This window comes from Rhizobium sp. RU36D, from assembly GCF_900176345.1.
Taxonomy (GTDB): domain Bacteria; phylum Pseudomonadota; class Alphaproteobacteria; order Rhizobiales; family Rhizobiaceae; genus Allorhizobium.
In genome coordinates this window covers 1-14,976 of record NZ_FWXU01000019.1, presented here as the reverse complement: position 1 = coordinate 14,976, position 14,976 = coordinate 1, and the positions used below count along the sequence as shown (strand labels likewise).

The window sequence follows — 14,976 nt, the reverse complement described above, 5'->3', positions numbered from 1 at the left end:
CTTTTCATTTTGGGCAACTTGTCTCAGGCGAAAAATCGGTGGTGCCGTCAGGCTTGAAGACCTCCGGATTCCGGTCGTAATGCGGCCCGACCACAAGCGGTTTCGCCGGCATGATGCTCTGGTCGTCAGTGGATGTGACTGTTGTCTCGAGCGTCTGCAGGACAGCACCTTTGCCGTCGCTCAATCGGATCGTCACCGCATAGGGACGATCCTTGACCACGCAGTGCACGGGCGGGCTTTCCAGCTCCAGCTTCGGCTGGTTCGGAAACACCTTCTGCCGCGTCACCAGCGCTTTGCCTCCTTGCGGATTTTCGAATGTTGTCTCAACCACGCTGCCCGCCGGCACATCGCCATTGCGATTGAGCGTTACGAGATAGCTGGCAATCGCCACGCGGTAATTGAACACGAACATCCGCCCGGAAACGGCGAGCGGGCCGTCTTCACTGTCGCGCTGACATCCCGCTAGTGCCACCAGCGCGATGGCGATCCCCAAAGCTGTTGCAACACCTCTCATGGCTCGGGCTCCCCGCGTTTGCGCTTGTAGTGCTTGCTGGCCTTCACCCGGTTGCCGCAGACAGCCATGTCGCACCAGGTGCGGCTCCGGTTCTTGCTGCGGTCCAGGAAGAGCCAGCCGCAGTTGCCACATATCTTCATCCGCTGCGGATCGGGCTCGCATATCAGGCGCAGGGCAGAATGGGCGCTTTGGGCTTCTAGCGCGCCGTCGGCCGGCGCGTGCCGCAGCGCCTGAGAGGCAGCATCCAGCAAGGTGCTCAGGCTGTTCCGGTCGTCTGTGCCCAGCACGCGGCGACGGAAATGGACATCGATCGCCTCTCGAAGTGCCAGGAGGCGAGGGCGGCTCGCCGCGTCCGTGGCGACCATGTCCTGAAACAGCCACCGCTCCGCGCAAAAGGCCTGCGCCGCAGGCACAAAAGCTAGGATGGCGTCGGGATCCGCGAAACGATCGACCCGCCGGGCGGGATCGAAGCGCAGGATGACGCTGTTGGCGAGGTCAAGCGCCAAAGCGCCGCCGGAGAAACGGTGAGGGGTCCAAGCAAAACTCATCTTGCCATTATAACCAGTAAAATGGATATTACCAGTTATACAAGATCGGGGAAGCCGTGGCCTATCTCGCGCAACAACTGGCCAATGCCGTGCCACTCGCCGCCCTCTATGCGGCGCTGGCCTATGGCTACGCCATCGCCTTCGGCATGACGCGCCGGGCGGATATCGCCTACGGCGCCTTCTTCGCCTTTGCCGGCCAGATCTATCTGCTATTTGCCGAGATGGGTTGGAACCGGCTCTATCTGATATTGCCGGCGGCGCTGGCGCTCGGCGCCGTCGTGGCGATGGTCTACACGCTGGGGGCGGGCTACTGGATCGCTCGATATGTGATGCGCCCGCTGCATCGCGCCTCCCCGAACGCGGTCATCGTCGCGGCACTTGCCTTGATGGTGGTGCTCTCCGAAAGCACGCGGATTGCCATGGACAGTCGCACACTATGGCTATCGCCGTTCCTCAATGTGCCGGTCACCTTGTTCGAAGAGGATGGTTTTCGCGTGACGCTGACCGTGATTCAGCTTGGCAATGCGGCGATCATGGTCGGGCTGATCGCCCTCGGGCAGGCGGTGCTGTTATGGACGCGCGCTGGCCTGATCTGGCGGGCCGTTGCGGATGATCCTCAGGCGGCGGCCCTTTGCGGCGTGGATGCCGGGGCCGTCTTCATCCTGTCGTATGTCGCGGCGAGCGGCATGGCCGGGATCTGCGGCATCCTCGCCACCTCCTATTACGGAACGATGGATATCGGCGCCGGCATGATGTTCGGGCTGAAGGTGGTTTTGATCGCCGCCGCGGGCGGGCATGGCGTCCCGTGGCGCTCGGCACTGGGAGCGGCGATCGTCGGCCTGGCGGAAACGCTCTGGAGTAGCTATGCGCCGATCCTGTGGCGCGACCTGGTCGTGATTTCGGCGCTGGTGGCGGTGCTGGTCGTGTCGCGGCGCGAGCGGGCGATCCCTTAATCCTTGCCCGCCCATTTGTCCCGCGCCAGATCGTCGGCATCCCGTGCCTCGACCCAGCCGCCCGCGCTGCCATCAGTGCCATGTTCCTTCTTCCAGAACGGAGCCGAAGTCTTCAGGAAATCCATGACGAAATTGGCGCCATCGAAGGCCGCCTGCCGATGCGGGGCGGCGGCAATCACCAGCACGATCTGCTCGCCGGCTTCAATCCGGCCGTGGCGATGGATGGCCGTCAGCCCCAGCAGCGAGAATCGCTCGATCGCCAGCCCGCCGATTCGCGTCATCTCCGCTTCCGCCATGCCCGGATAGTGCTCAAGCTCCAGCGCCGCGAGCGTGCCCGCCTCGTCACGGCACAGCCCGACAAATGAGACCACGGCGCCGATGTCGTGACGACCGGCGGTCAAGGCCTGGTTTTCGACCGCAAGATCGAAATCCGCGCGCTGGACGCGGATGGTGGGGATTGGTCGTGTCATGCGCCACCGTCCCGGCGGGCACTTTGGGCGGATACCCCCCTCTGTCCTGCCGGACATCTCCCCCTCAAGGGGGGAGATCTATACGCGGAGCCGCCTTGCAAACTGCCAACGCCGGCGCTTGAGTGGTGATTGCGCCTCTTGCCAATCGCCCCCCTTGAGGGGGAGATGTCCGGCAGGACAGAGGGGGGTACGCAATCCGCAAGATCAGCCATCATCAGAAACTCTTCACGCGATCCTCACCCGCCCGTCATCGGTGGAAACAGGCCGATTTCGCGCGCGCCGGCGATTGGTTCGTGGTGGTCGGCATGTTCCTGGTTGATCGCGACGCGGATGGCTTGGGGGTACTGAAGCGCGTTCTCGTATTCCTCGCCGAGCCCCCGCAGGTGTTGCAGCAGGTCGGAGACGGTCCTGACACTGTCAGGCAGGTCGAGATCCTCCTCGCCCTTGCCGATCCGCTCGCGCACCCAGGCAAAATAGACAAGCTTGGTCATGGTCAGTCCACCATGTGCTTCAACCCGGCGCGGAAGTAGTCATAGCCGGTATAGATGGTCAGGATCGCCGCGATCCAGAGCAGGGTGATGCCGATCTGGGTCGTGTAGGGCAGGATCTTGTCGCCGGCCGGACCGGCCAGCAGGAAGGCCAGCGCCACCATCTGCACCGTTGTCTTCCACTTGGCGATTCGCGTCACCGGCACGCTGACCTTCAGTTCCGCCAGATATTCGCGCAGGCCCGACACCAGGATTTCGCGGCACAGGATGATGATGGCGGCCCAGAGCGACCAGCCGGCAATCGTCTTTTCCGTATCGGCGGCCATCAGCAGCAGGCAGACGGAAATCAGCAGCTTGTCGGCGATCGGGTCCAGCATGCGACCGATATTCGACGTCTGGTTCCAGATTCGGGCGAGATAGCCGTCGAGAAAATCCGTGACCGAGGCGAGAATGAACAGGCCAAGCGCCGTCCAGCGGGCGAAATCGGTGCTTTGCAACTCCCCCTCGAGAAAAAAGCACAGCACGATCAATGGCACGGCGACGATTCGGCCATAGGTCAGAAGATTGGGAAGATTGTAAGCGCGCGAAGCCATAATGCCCTGTCTCAATGAGTCTGCCGGCGTAGATGACGACGTTCGACCCTAAGCGTCAACACCGGCATCTGTATTAATAGGTGACGGTGGCTTCTTTGCGAGAGGCGCGCGTGTCACTCCGCGCCATTTTCATGAAAATGATTGTAGACCAGCCGGGCGACCGCCTCGGAAATGCCGTCCACTGCCATGAGGTCGTTGACCCCCGCGCGGGAGACAGCCTTGGCGGTGCCGAAATGCTGTAGCAGCGCCCGCTTGCGCGTCGGCCCGATGCCGCCGATCTCGTCCAGCGGGTTCTTCACCATCTCCTTCTTGCGCCGGGCGCGATGGGAGCCGATGGCGAAGCGGTGGGCCTCGTCGCGCAGGCGCTGGATGAAGTAGAGCACGGGGTCGCGCGGCGGCAGGGAGAAATCCGGCTTGCCCGGTGCGAAGAAACGCTCGCGACCGGCCTCGCGGTCCGCACCCTTGGCGACACCGATGGCGGTTACGGCATTCGTAATGCCAAGCTCCTCCAGAATGGCCCGGACCGCCGTCATCTGCCCCTGGCCGCCATCGATGAGGATCACGTCAGGCCAGGCCGGGAATGCCGCGTCGGCACTGTCCTCGGTCGTAGGGGCTGCGCGATCGGGAATGCCTTCTTCCTTGATCAGCCGGGAGAATCGGCGCGTCATCACCTCGCGCATCATGCCGAAGTCGTCGCCGGGGGTGATCTCCTGCGACTTGATGTTGAACTTGCGATACTGGTTCTTGACGAAGCCTTCCGGCCCCGCGACCACCATGCCGCCCACGGCATTCGTGCCCATGATATGGGAGTTGTCGTAGATCTCGATGCGGCGCGGCACGCGCTCCAGCCCGAATGTGGCGGCAAGGCCTTCCAGCAGGCGGGATTGAGATGCGGTTTCGGCATGTTTGCGGCCATGGGCTTCGCGCGCATTGGCCAGCACATGGTCGACCAGATCCTTCTTTTCGCCTCGCTGCGGAACCAGCACCTGCACCTTGTTGCCGGCCTTTTCAGACAGAGCGAGAGACAGGAGATCCTGTTCCTCCACCGTTTCCGACAACAGGATCTGCCGCGGACAGGGCTTGTCGTCATAAAACTGCGCCAGGAAGGCGCTCAGCACTTCCGCCCCTGTCAGTTGCGGGTCGGCCTTCGGGAAATAGGCCCGGTTGCCCCAGTTCTGCCCCGTGCGGAAGAAGAAGACCTGGATGCAGGACAGGCCGCCATCGTGATGTATGGCGAAGACATCGGCCTCTTCCACACCGGCGGGATTGATGCCCTGGTGGCTCTGCACATGGGAGAGGGCTGCCAGGCGGTCGCGATAGACGGCGGCGCGCTCGAAATCGAGATCCTCGGCCGCCTCGTTCATGGCAGTGGCGATCGCGTTCTTGACGTTCTGGCTCTTGCCGGACAGGAAGTCCCGCGCTTCGGAGACCAGTTCCGCATAGTCGGGCTTGCTGATCTCGCCGGTGCAGGGGCCGGAACAGCGCTTGATCTGGTAGAGCAGGCAGGGCCGGGTGCGGGTCTCGTAAACGCTGTCGGTGCAGGTGCGCAGCAGGAAGGCGCGCTGCAGGGAGTTGATGGTGCGCCCCACGGCACTGGCCGAGGCGAACGGCCCGAAATAGTCGCCCTTGCGGGCCCGGGCGCCGCGATGCTTGAAGATGGCCGGCGCGTCGCCGTCGCCGGTGATGAGGATATACGGAAACGACTTGTCGTCGCGCAGCAGCACGTTGTAGCGCGGCCGCAGCCGCTTGATGAGATTGGCTTCGAGCAGCAGCGCCTCGACCTCGGTGCGGGTCGTGACGAATTCCATATGCGTGGTTTCGCGCACCATGCGCGACAGGCGGTTGGAATGCACGCGGCCCTGGGCATAGTTGGAGACGCGCTTCTTCAGCGAGCGCGCCTTGCCGACATACATGACATCGCCCGCCTCGTTCAGCATCCGGTAGACGCCAGGCGCATTTGGCAGGTGCTTGACGAATTCGGCAATGAGGTCCGCCCCCTTCAGTCCGCTTTCGTTGCGGGTCGCCTCGCTCCAGTCTATCGCCTGCGCCAGGGGGGCGGCCGAAGCCTCGCCTGCGAAATCCTCGTCCTCGTCTTCGTCGCCATCATAGAGAACGCCGCCGTCAGGCAGCTTTCCTCCTGTCATTCCACAATCTCCGCTGCCCCCGGGATCTTCCAGGTCAAATGCTGTCCACCGTCAAGCGCCAGCATCTGCCCCGTGATCGAGGGCGTGTCAAAAAGAAACCGGATCGTCCGGCCGAATTCCTCGGTCTGCGGTCCCCGTTCCATCGGCAGCATATCGATCTGCGCCTGGAAGTCAGATTCCGATTGTCGCTCGCTCCTGACCGTGGGGCCGGGGCCGATCGCATTGACCCGCACGTTGGGCGCAAATGCCTGTGCCATGGTGCGAGTCGCGGTCCAGAGCGCCGACTTGGATAGGGTATAGGAAAAAAATCTCGGTGTCAGCGCCCAAACGCGCTGGTCGATGATGCTGACGATCAGGCCCTGATGCCCCGGCGCCACCTGATCCCTGAGCGCCGCACCCAGGATGAGTGGAGCGCGCAGATGGATATCGAAATGCGCCTGATAGCGCTCGGCATCGAAGCGGGCGGCGTCATCCTCAAGGAAGATCGAGGCGTTGTTGACGAGCAGGCCGACAGGTCCGAGCGCAGCCTTGGTGCGCTCGACGAGCGTGGCGGTGGCTCCCGCATCGCGCAGATCGGCCCCAATGGCCACAGCCTCATGGCCTTCTGCGCGCAGCGATGCGGCCAGAGCCTCTGCCTGATCAACGGACTTGTTGGCGTGAATCGCGACCTTGAAGCCGTTGCGCGCCAAGTCCTCAGCGATCGCACGCCCGAGTCGGCGGGCTGCACCGGTGACGAGTGCCGTTTTTACCACAGTTTTTTCCAAGGGAGGTCCGATCCATTCAAACTTTAGAATTGCCGCCTATATGGGGCAGGTCATCCGGACGCAAAGACTTGGCCGCCACATTTTTTAGTTCCGGAGCACTGGCGTTTCCTCAGTCGAGCTGAAGTATAAAATACAATTAATCACCAAGTATATCTGTTTACGGTCTGTTATGGTTAACAAATTTACTGTAACATTTGAGCAACATCCAAATTTCGTCACGCCCGTGCCACAATAAGATCACATTTCGGCTCTTTCAAATCCGCAATTCACCTCCAATTATCAAGCGATCGGGCAGGGACTAACCGTTATTTTGTTCATGTGGCTCAAAATGAACCTCCCCCGCCGCATGAATTCGAAAGGAGACTATATATGCGTACCTTCAAACTGATCCTCGTGGCTTCGGTCGCTGGCCTCACCGCATTCAGCGCAGCCCAGGCTGCCGACGCCGTAGACCAGATCCCGGAAGCACCGGCTGCCATGGAAAGCGCTGCTCCCGTTGGCAACTGGTCTGGCGCTTACGTCGGTGCTGCCGGCACCTACGGCCTGGGTCGTTTCCGCAACGGCGACGACTACAAGACCACCGGTTTCGGCGGTCAGCTCTACGGCGGTTACAACATGCAGAACGGCCAGCTGGTATACGGCGGCGAAGCTGACATCGGCTACGATGGCAAGGACGGCAATGCAGGCGCCGGCTACCATGGCGAGCAGGGCGTGAACGGCTCGGTTCGTGCACGCGTCGGCTACGACATGAACCCCTTCCTGCTGTACGGCACGGGCGGTCTGGCCGTCACCAACAACGAGATTTCGAACGCTCGTGGCAAGGATGACCGCACCCATGCTGGTTACACCGTCGGCGCCGGCGTTGAAGCCATGGTTACCAACAATGTCACGGCTCGCGTAGAATATCGCTACAGCGACTACCAGGACCGCGACTACAACGTCGGCGGCACCACGGTATCGCGCGGCTTCGACGACCACAGCGTCAAGGTCGGCGTTGGCATGAAGTTCTAATTCATTCGTCTCGGCGAATGATGGAAAGCCCGGCTTCGGCCGGGCTTTCTGCGTTTTGGGCGATCAGCCAGCAGGCCGCAAGTCGCTAAATTCAGGAAAGCGATCGCGGAACTTCTCCGGCCATTCCGTGAGCGCGACATGGCCGTTCTCCCATTGACCGGGAAAGCGCAGCATCAGGTAACCCAGCATCGCCGCCATCGAAAAATGCCCGCCATGAAGCGATTTGCCGAGCTTGGGCATATGGGCTTCGAGATGGCTGAGGCCGCGCTCCACCTTGGTCCACTGGCGGTCGATATAGGGCTGGTGCACGATTTCCGCCGGGCGCAGCCGCTTTTCATAGACGATGGCGAGCAGGCAGTCGGTGATTCCGTCACACAAGGCCTCCAGAACCTCGGCCTCCGTCCGTTTTTCGTCCTTGCGCGGGTAGAGCGCCTTGCCCGAAAGACGGTGCAGATATTGCATGATCGCCCGGCTATCGAAGATCGCCGTGCCGTCATCCGCGAGCCAGGTGGGGATCTTGCCCAGCGGATTGGCGTCGACCAGGATCGCCGGCGCGGCTGCCGTATCGACCTTCACCGCCTCGAACGGAATATTAAGATAGGTTGCCGCCATCCGAACCTTGGCCGAATAGGGAGAGGCGGGGGCGTAAAGCAGTTTCATGCGGGCTTCCTTAGGGTCAAGACTCAATCAGGGAATAGGGGGCACCGACACCGAGGGAATGCGGCAGGATCGCCTGTCCACCTCGGCGCAGTCCCGGAATTTCAGATCCTTGGAAAAGCAGATGCGCACTTCCTCCAGGCGCTGCTCCTCGCAGGTCACCGCGATGGCGGTCGATGACAGGCCCGGATTGGCCTCGGTGAAAAGCCGCTCGACCTCGTCAACTGGAAGCTTGGACGGCTGCGTCGCCGCCTTGAACGGTTGCGGCACGTTGATCCGCTCGAAGGCGGCGCGGGTGACCTTGAAATAGTCGGCCTGAGACAGGCCTGAGCAGGTCCCATGCTTGCGCCATTCGTGGCCGATCAGGCCCATGCCCGGCATGATGTCGAGCAATGTGCGGCCCAGTCGCTCCGATACCCGTTCCGGCTCGGTGCTTTCGCAGAATTCGGGATAGCCTTGCTCGTTTTGCGGCCAGAGCCCGTGAACGACGAGGCCGTAATCCTGGTCGCCCGAGCATTGCTGGCGATTGCCGGATCCGGCCTTCGTCAGGCAGTAACTCGGCGACCAGGAGAGCGACAACACGTAAAAATCGAAGCCCGAGCCAAGGGGGATATCGCTCGCCGCAGCGGGTTTATCCGGGGCAGGGGCAGGGGTCGAGGTCGTCGCCGCTTCCACGGCGGGACGCCTGGCGCCGGGCGTGCTCCAGATGGCGTAGATTGCGGCGAAGGCCATAACGAGGGCGAGAAGAATGATACCGGCAAATCGCTGCATGATGATTCTATCGAAGCCAGACGCGTGTTCGGACGTGGCGATGCATTCCGATGTCCAACCCAGAGATCATGGCCTGCCTCCCGAAGATGCCGGTACAATGTTGGCAAACCCTTGCAAGGTCAAGCCGGCTGCTCGCCAGCCTCACGCTTCCGCGCGAAGCCAGAAGCAGCGTTGCGAGGCAAAGCGATCCTGGGCCAGCACGCGCTTCAACTCCGGCAGCAGCACGTGCAACTCCTCCTTCAGCGTGAAGGGCGGGTTGACGATGATAAGGCCGGTGCCGGTCAGCCCTGTCGTCTCACGGTCGCTCTTCACCATCAGTTCGGCACACAGCATCTTCGGGATTTCAAGCGCCTGCAGGCGTTCGTGGAACTCCGCGACCGGCGCGCCCTTCTTGATCGGATACCACAGGCAATAGGTGCCGGTGGCAAAGCGCCTGGCGGCGCGCGCGAGGCCATCGACCAGCCGCCCATATTCGTCCGGCTCTTCGAAGGGCGGATCGACCAGCACGATGCCGCGCTTTTCCTTGGGCGGCAGATGGGCGCCGAGCGCCAGCCAGCCGTCCAGTTCCGTCACCCGCACCTGGAAATCGCCCTCGAACAGGCGGGCGAGCGCCCTCGCATCGTCGGGATGCAGCTCCAGCGCCGACAGCCGGTCCTGCGACCGCATCAGCATGCGGGCGAGCTTCGGCGAACCGGGATAATATTTCAATCCGCCATCGGGGTTCAGCGCGGTGACCGCATCGAGATAAGGGGCAAGCAGTTCGCGCGCCGCAGGCGAAATCTCGGCCTTCATCAAGGCGCCGATACCGCCGAGCCATTCGCCGGTCTTCTGCGCTTCCTCGAAGGAAAGGTCGTACAGCCCGATGCCGGCATGAGTATCGATGATGCGGAAGGCCTTGTCCTTCTGCTGCAGATAAACGATCAGGCGGGCGAGCACCGCGTGTTTCAGCACATCGGCGAAATTGCCGGCGTGGTAGATGTGGCGATAGTTCATCGCGAGCCTCGATCTTCTCTGGCGAAGTGTTCCAATGGGTCTTTTGGCTGACCTCGCCTTGTCCTATAGAAGTGTCATGAACATCGCCACCCCCATCTCCGCCGCGTCGTCCTCCGCCCGCCATGCTGGCCCGCGAACGGGTCACACCGTCTGTCCGCACGACTGTCCCTCCGCCTGCGCGCTCGACATCGATCTCGATACCGAGGGCAGGCTCGGACGGGTGCGTGGCGCTGACAATTCCTATACCGCCGGCGTCATCTGCGCCAAGGTCGCCCGCTATGCCGAACGGCTCTATCATCCCGGCCGCCTGCTGACGCCCAAACGTCGGCTCGGGGCAAAGGGCGAAGGCCGCTGGCAGGAGATCTCCTGGGACGCAGCGCTGGACGAGATCGCCAACGCCTTCGTCAAGGCCGAGCAGGTCAACGGTTCCGAGGCCATCTGGCCCTATTTCTATGCCGGCACCATGGGGCAGGTGCAGCGCGATTCGATCGAACGGCTGCGCCACGCCAAGAAATATTCCGGCTTTTTCGGGTCGATCTGCACCAACATGGCCTGGACCGGCTTCGTCATGGGCACCGGTGTGCTGCGCGGCGTCGATCCGCGCGAAATGGCCAAATCGGATTGCGTGGTGATCTGGGGCACCAATGCGGTTGCTACCCAGGTCAATGTCATGACCCATGCGATCAAGGCCCGCAAGGAGCGCGGCGCCAAGATCGTCGTCATTGACATCTATGACAACCCGACCATGAAACAGGCCGATATGGGCCTGATCCTGAAGCCGGGCACCGATGCCGCGCTCGCCTGCGCCGTCATGCATATCGCTTTCCGCGATGGCTATGCCGACCACGCCTACATGGCGCGTTACACGGATGATCCGGCAGGGCTGGAAGCGCATCTCAAGACCCGCGGCCCAGACTGGGCGGCGGCGATCACGGGCCTTTCGGTCGAGGAGATCGAGGGTTTCGCGCGCCTCGTCGGCACCACGCCGAAAACCTTCTTCCGTCTTGGTTATGGCTTTACCCGCCAGCGCAACGGGGCCGTGGCGATGCATGCCGCCCTGTCCATCCCGACCGTGCTCGGATCCTGGCAGCACGAGGGCGGGGGCGCCTTCCACAACAACAACGATATCTTCCGCATCAACAAGGCGGAACTGATGGGCACGGCCTATCTCGACCGCGACATTCGCATGCTCGACCAGTCACAGATTGGCCGCGTGCTGACCGGCGATGCCGAGGCACTGCGCCATCGCGGCCCTGTCAACGCGCTGTTGATCCAGAATACCAACCCGGTGAATGTTGCGCCCGAGCAGCGGCTGGTAAAGCGCGGCTTCTTGCGGGACGATCTCTTTACCGCCGTGCATGAGCAGTTCATGACCGAGACGGCGGAACTTGCCGATATCGTGCTGCCGGCCACCATGTTCGTCGAGCATGACGACGTCTATCGCGGCGGCGGCCATAGCCATATTCTGCTTGGGCCGAAGCTCGTCGACCCGCCGGAAACCGTGCGCACCAATCTCTTCGTCATCGAGGAACTGGCCAAGCGCCTCGGCGTGGCGGATTTCCCGGGCTTCGGTCTGGATGAACGCCAGCATATCGATCGCATCCTGAATGCCAGCGGCCGTGGCGATCTCCAAACGCTCGAAGCGGAGAAATGGCTGGATTGCCAGCCCTCCTTCGAGGAGGCGCATTTCCTCGGTGGCTTCGGCCATGCCGACGGCAAGTTTCGGTTCTCTCCGGACTGGGAGAGCACCGTTACCCCCAACAAGCCGCCAGCCCGGCTCGGCAACCTCGGCCCCATGGATACGCTGCCCCGTTTTCCCGACCAGGTCGATGTCATCGAGCTTCCCGATGCCGCGCATCCCTACCGCCTGGCGACCTCGCCGGCGCGCAACTTCCTGAACTCGACCTTTGCCGAGACCCGCACGTCCCAGGCCAAGGAAGGCCGCCCCGAGCTGATGATCAGCCCTGCGGATGCCGGGGCGCTTGGGATTGCCGCAGGCGATCTCGTGCGGATCGGCAATGAGCGCGGCAGCCTGCGCATCCATGCGCGGGTGACAGATGTCGTCAAGCCCGGCACGCTGATCGCCGAGGGGCTGTGGCCGAACAAGGCGCATATCGACGGCGAAGGCATCAACGTGCTGACCGGCGCCGATGCGGTGGCCCCCCATGGCGGCGCCGCCTTCCACGACAATCACGTATGGCTGCAAAAGGCATGAGCGAGAAGACCGATCGCGTTGTCATCAAGGGCAACGAAGTCCTGTCGGATGGTTGGACGCGCATGTCGCGCTACAGCCTTGATTATACCGACCGCCATGGCCAGACCCACCATCTGAGCCGCGAGATCTTCCACCGTACGCCGGCGGCTTGCATCCTGCTCTACGACCGGCAGCGGGACCTCGTGGTTCTCGTCCGCCAGTTCCGTCTTCCGGCCTACCTGACGGGCGACCCGCCCTTCATGATCGAGGTGCCGGCCGGCCTGCTCGACGGGGCCGAGCCCGAGGACGCTATTCGCCGGGAGGCCATGGAAGAGACCGGCTATCGGCTGCGCAATGTCCGCTTCCTGTTCAAGGCGATGATGACGCCGGGCGCCGTAACAGAAGTCGTTCACTTCTTCTACGCCGACATCGACGCCGACGACCGCGTCGAGGATGGCGGTGGGCTCGCGGAAGAGCATGAGGACATTGAGGTCATGGAGATCGAGGCCTCGGAGGCGCTTGCGATGATCGAGCGCGGCGAGATCATCGACGCCAAGACCATCATGCTGCTGCATTGGCTGGCGCTGAACAAATCGGGTCTTTGAGGTATGGGCGGAGACGCCTGGGTTTACCCCCCTCTGGCTTGCCAGCCATCTCCCCCCTTGTGGGGGGTGAGGCATGGTCGGCGTAGCCGAGCAATCGATCCAGTGAATCGATTGCAATGCCGAACGTCCGGCAGACCAGAGGGAGGTATCCGAGTTCTCCGAGACATCCTCCCTCAAACCGCCTCCTCGACCTCGGGAATAAAGCCGCCCGTCTGCCGCTTCCACAGCCGGGCATAGAGCCCGTCGCGGGCGAGCAGTTCTGCCGGCGGTCCTTGTTCCACGATCTGGCCCTTGTCCAGCACCACGATCCGATCCATCTCGGAAATCGTCGACAGGCGATGCGCGATGGCGATCACGGTCTTTCCCTGCATCAACTGGCCGAGATTGTCCTGGATCGCGGCTTCGGCCTCGCTGTCCAGCGCCGAGGTTGCCTCGTCCAGCACCAGGATCGGCGCATTCTTCAGAAGCACACGGGCGATTGCCACCCGCTGCCGCTGCCCGCCCGAGAGCTTGATCCCACGATCGCCGACAAAGGCGTCATAGCCGGTCCGTCCCTCGCCATCCCGCAGCTCGGCAATGAAGCTGTGAGCCTCTGCCATGACCGCAGCTTGCTCCAGCTCGGCTGCCGTCGCCCCCGGCCTGCCATAGCGGATATTGTCGCCCACGGATCGATGAAGCAGCGACACGTCCTGCGTGATGACGCCGATGTTGGCGCGCAGGCTCGCCTGGGTGACGTCTCGAATGTCGTGGCCGTCGATGCGGATCGCACCGCTCTTGATGTCGAAGAAGCGGAGCAGCAGGTTGATCAGCGTCGTCTTGCCGGCGCCTGAGAGGCCGACCAGGCCCACCTTTTCCCCCGGTTCAATGGTCAGCGAAAGGTCGCGGATGACCTGCTTGCCGCTGCGATAGTCGAAGCCGACCCGGTCGAAGGCGATCTCACCCCGCTTGACGGTCAGCGCGCCTGCATCGGCGCGATCCGTGATGGTGGGCGGCGTGGTCATGATCGGCATGGCGTCGCGCAGTGTACCGACCGCCTCGAAAATCTGCTGGCCCATCGACAGCACCGCCCGCGCATTGGCCGAGAGCCGCTGGACGATGGCGACGGAGGCCACGAAATCGCCAGCGGTGACAAATCCATCCACCAGCCCCCAGATGCCGACGCCGAAGATCGCCAGCCACAGCGCCACATTGAGCAGCAGGACAGCCGTGTCCGTCACCAGCATCACGCGGCGCTCCTGGTGCTGGGTCTCGATCGTCTTCTGCATGGTCCGCCGGATCATGCCGGCTTCGCTGTCCTCGGCGGCAAACAGCTTCACCATCTGGATGTTGCTGTAGATGTCGGTCATGGCGCCGGAGACCATGCTCCGGGCGCGGGCGGTCTTGCGGCCCGTCTCGGAATAGCGCGGCACGGCATAGACCGCGAGCAACACATTGGCGATGGTCCAGACGACGACCGGGCCGGTGAGCGGCAGCGACAGCGCGCCGAGCAGCGCGGTCGAACCGATGATCTGCACCAGGAAATGCGGCAGGCTCTGCGCCACGACAGCCACCTGCGACCGCACCGCATTCGACACCTGTCCGATGCGGCTCGCCACCTGTCCGGCGAACAGGTCATGGAAGAAGGCAAGGTCCTGCCGCTCCACCGCCTTGTGCCCCTGCCACTGCATGGCGACGGGCATACAGACCGCCAGCGTCAGGGATGACAGCGCGCTGGTGACGAAGATGATCAGCGGCTGCACCGGAAACATCAGGATGCCGATGATTGCGAGTGCATGCCAGTTCGCCGACAGGAAGGGCGCGGCTCCCTCACGCGTCACACCATCGACCACGAAGGACACACCCCAGATAACCGCGAGATTGATCAGTTCGACACAGATGCTGAGAACGGCAACCGCTGCGAGGACCCCGCGAAACATCCGGGCAAAATGCCAGAGCACGGCGAATGGCCCGGACGAGGGCATTGGCCGATAGGGAATATCGAGCGGCCGTATCAGCGTTTCGAACGGGCGAAAAATGCGGTCTGAAAGGGACATGGCGGCTCGCGGAAATGTCTGGCAAGAAAAACGGGCTGTGCAACAAGCCCGCCTGTAGACCATGAGTCTGCGGCAACCGGAAGGCATGGCGTGGGACTGGTTAAGAAGGCCCTCTCTGCCCTGCCGGGCATCTCCCCCACAGCGGGGACCGTTGCATAAAGCCGAGTTTTTGGGATTTTGGTTTTTGCAGACGGCGGTTCTGTGGCCCGGCTGTTGTTTTGCCGGGCATTTGGGGTGT

General features: G+C 62.8%; 15 protein-coding genes. 4 read left to right on the top strand and 11 right to left on the bottom strand.

Annotated elements, in window-relative coordinates; translation table 11 throughout:
- Positions 1-4: 4 nt before the first annotated feature.
- Positions 5-514: a hypothetical protein gene (locus B9A97_RS20205; RefSeq protein WP_084367624.1), complete on the bottom strand. Its 510-nt coding sequence runs from the start codon at positions 512-514 to the stop codon at positions 5-7.
- The gene (locus tag B9A97_RS20200) at positions 511-1,062 is read right to left on the bottom strand and encodes a CGNR zinc finger domain-containing protein (RefSeq protein WP_084367622.1); all 552 of its coding nucleotides are present in this window, start codon (positions 1,060-1,062) and stop codon (positions 511-513) included. Before B9A97_RS20200 ends, B9A97_RS20205 begins: the two co-directional genes overlap by 4 nt.
- 56 nt (positions 1,063-1,118) lie before the next feature.
- Between B9A97_RS20200 and B9A97_RS20195 the strand changes: the two genes are divergently transcribed.
- Positions 1,119-2,015, top strand: coding sequence for a branched-chain amino acid ABC transporter permease (locus B9A97_RS20195; protein WP_084367620.1), 897 nt, complete (start codon positions 1,119-1,121; stop codon positions 2,013-2,015).
- Here the strand turns inward: B9A97_RS20195 and B9A97_RS20190 are convergent.
- From B9A97_RS20190 to B9A97_RS20170, 5 genes are all read right to left on the bottom strand, one after another.
- Positions 2,012-2,485, bottom strand: a complete 474-nt coding sequence (locus B9A97_RS20190; protein WP_084367618.1) for a molybdenum cofactor biosynthesis protein MoaE — start codon at positions 2,483-2,485, stop codon at positions 2,012-2,014. The two genes, B9A97_RS20195 and B9A97_RS20190, sit on opposite strands and share 4 nt — an antisense overlap.
- Positions 2,486-2,721: 236 nt before the next feature.
- A complete protein-coding gene (gene moaD, locus B9A97_RS20185; protein WP_084367616.1) occupies positions 2,722-2,976 on the bottom strand; it encodes a molybdopterin converting factor subunit 1 in 255 nt (84 codons plus the stop codon).
- 2 nt (positions 2,977-2,978) lie between these two features.
- The gene (gene pgsA, locus B9A97_RS20180) at positions 2,979-3,566 is read right to left on the bottom strand and encodes a CDP-diacylglycerol--glycerol-3-phosphate 3-phosphatidyltransferase (RefSeq protein ID WP_084367615.1); all 588 of its coding nucleotides are present in this window, start codon (positions 3,564-3,566) and stop codon (positions 2,979-2,981) included.
- Positions 3,567-3,679: 113 nt separating this feature from the next.
- On the bottom strand, positions 3,680-5,710 hold the full coding sequence (gene uvrC / locus B9A97_RS20175) for an excinuclease ABC subunit UvrC (protein WP_084367613.1): 2,031 nt from the start codon (positions 5,708-5,710) through the stop codon (positions 3,680-3,682).
- On the bottom strand, positions 5,707-6,474 hold the full coding sequence (locus tag B9A97_RS20170; protein WP_084367611.1) for an SDR family oxidoreductase: 768 nt from the start codon (positions 6,472-6,474) through the stop codon (positions 5,707-5,709). The genes uvrC and B9A97_RS20170 overlap by 4 nt, the downstream gene beginning before the upstream one ends.
- A 369-nt stretch (positions 6,475-6,843) precedes the next feature.
- Between B9A97_RS20170 and B9A97_RS20165 the strand changes: the two genes are divergently transcribed.
- Positions 6,844-7,485, top strand: a complete 642-nt coding sequence (locus tag B9A97_RS20165; protein ID WP_084367609.1) for an outer membrane protein — start codon at positions 6,844-6,846, stop codon at positions 7,483-7,485.
- A gap of 63 nt (positions 7,486-7,548) precedes the next feature.
- On the opposite strand, the gene B9A97_RS20160 is transcribed toward B9A97_RS20165, so the two are convergent.
- The 3 genes from B9A97_RS20160 to B9A97_RS20150 form a co-directional block, all read right to left on the bottom strand.
- Positions 7,549-8,145, bottom strand: a complete 597-nt coding sequence (locus B9A97_RS20160; protein WP_084367607.1) for a glutathione S-transferase family protein — start codon at positions 8,143-8,145, stop codon at positions 7,549-7,551.
- Positions 8,146-8,172: 27 nt separating this feature from the next.
- On the bottom strand, positions 8,173-8,913 hold the full coding sequence (locus B9A97_RS20155) for a ribonuclease T2 family protein (protein ID WP_084367605.1): 741 nt from the start codon (positions 8,911-8,913) through the stop codon (positions 8,173-8,175).
- Between the two features lie 141 nt (positions 8,914-9,054).
- Positions 9,055-9,906 carry a 23S rRNA (adenine(2030)-N(6))-methyltransferase RlmJ gene (locus B9A97_RS20150; RefSeq protein WP_084367603.1) on the bottom strand — a complete coding sequence of 284 codons (852 nt, stop codon included), beginning with the start codon at positions 9,904-9,906 and terminating at the stop codon, positions 9,055-9,057.
- 76 nt (positions 9,907-9,982) lie between these two features.
- Here B9A97_RS20150 and B9A97_RS20145 point away from each other — a divergent pair, with 76 nt between their 5' ends.
- Both B9A97_RS20145 and B9A97_RS20140 read left to right on the top strand, forming a co-directional pair.
- Positions 9,983-12,121, top strand: coding sequence for a molybdopterin-containing oxidoreductase family protein (locus B9A97_RS20145; protein WP_084367722.1), 2,139 nt, complete (start codon positions 9,983-9,985; stop codon positions 12,119-12,121).
- Positions 12,118-12,705, top strand: a complete 588-nt coding sequence (locus B9A97_RS20140) for an NUDIX domain-containing protein (RefSeq protein WP_084367601.1) — start codon at positions 12,118-12,120, stop codon at positions 12,703-12,705. Before B9A97_RS20145 ends, B9A97_RS20140 begins: the two co-directional genes overlap by 4 nt.
- A 173-nt stretch (positions 12,706-12,878) precedes the next feature.
- Here the strand turns inward: B9A97_RS20140 and B9A97_RS20135 are convergent, their stop codons facing one another.
- Complete coding sequence (locus tag B9A97_RS20135; protein WP_084367600.1) at positions 12,879-14,738, bottom strand: ABC transporter ATP-binding protein; 1,860 nt, start codon at positions 14,736-14,738, stop codon at positions 12,879-12,881.
- Positions 14,739-14,976: the final 238 nt, after the last annotated feature.

What these genes read in the sequence shown, in the direction of transcription:
- moaD (WP_084367616.1), bottom strand. Translation starts at nt 2,976, where the DNA reads ATGACCAAGCTTGTCTATTTTGCCTGGGTGCGCGAGCGGATCGGCAAG.
- B9A97_RS20160 (WP_084367607.1), bottom strand. Translation starts at nt 8,145, where the DNA reads ATGAAACTGCTTTACGCCCCCGCCTCTCCCTATTCGGCCAAGGTTCGG.
- B9A97_RS20150 (WP_084367603.1), bottom strand. Translation starts at nt 9,906, where the DNA reads ATGAACTATCGCCACATCTACCACGCCGGCAATTTCGCCGATGTGCTG.
- uvrC (WP_084367613.1), bottom strand. Translation starts at nt 5,710, where the DNA reads ATGACAGGAGGAAAGCTGCCTGACGGCGGCGTTCTCTATGATGGCGAC.
- pgsA (WP_084367615.1), bottom strand. Translation starts at nt 3,566, where the DNA reads ATGGCTTCGCGCGCTTACAATCTTCCCAATCTTCTGACCTATGGCCGA.
- B9A97_RS20205 (WP_084367624.1), bottom strand. Translation starts at nt 514, where the DNA reads ATGAGAGGTGTTGCAACAGCTTTGGGGATCGCCATCGCGCTGGTGGCA.
- B9A97_RS20200 (WP_084367622.1), bottom strand. Translation starts at nt 1,062, where the DNA reads ATGAGTTTTGCTTGGACCCCTCACCGTTTCTCCGGCGGCGCTTTGGCG.
- B9A97_RS20145 (WP_084367722.1), top strand. Translation starts at nt 9,983, where the DNA reads ATGAACATCGCCACCCCCATCTCCGCCGCGTCGTCCTCCGCCCGCCAT.
- B9A97_RS20155 (WP_084367605.1), bottom strand. Translation starts at nt 8,913, where the DNA reads ATGCAGCGATTTGCCGGTATCATTCTTCTCGCCCTCGTTATGGCCTTC.
- B9A97_RS20135 (WP_084367600.1), bottom strand. Translation starts at nt 14,738, where the DNA reads ATGTCCCTTTCAGACCGCATTTTTCGCCCGTTCGAAACGCTGATACGG.
- B9A97_RS20165 (WP_084367609.1), top strand. Translation starts at nt 6,844, where the DNA reads ATGCGTACCTTCAAACTGATCCTCGTGGCTTCGGTCGCTGGCCTCACC.
- B9A97_RS20140 (WP_084367601.1), top strand. Translation starts at nt 12,118, where the DNA reads ATGAGCGAGAAGACCGATCGCGTTGTCATCAAGGGCAACGAAGTCCTG.
- B9A97_RS20190 (WP_084367618.1), bottom strand. Translation starts at nt 2,485, where the DNA reads ATGACACGACCAATCCCCACCATCCGCGTCCAGCGCGCGGATTTCGAT.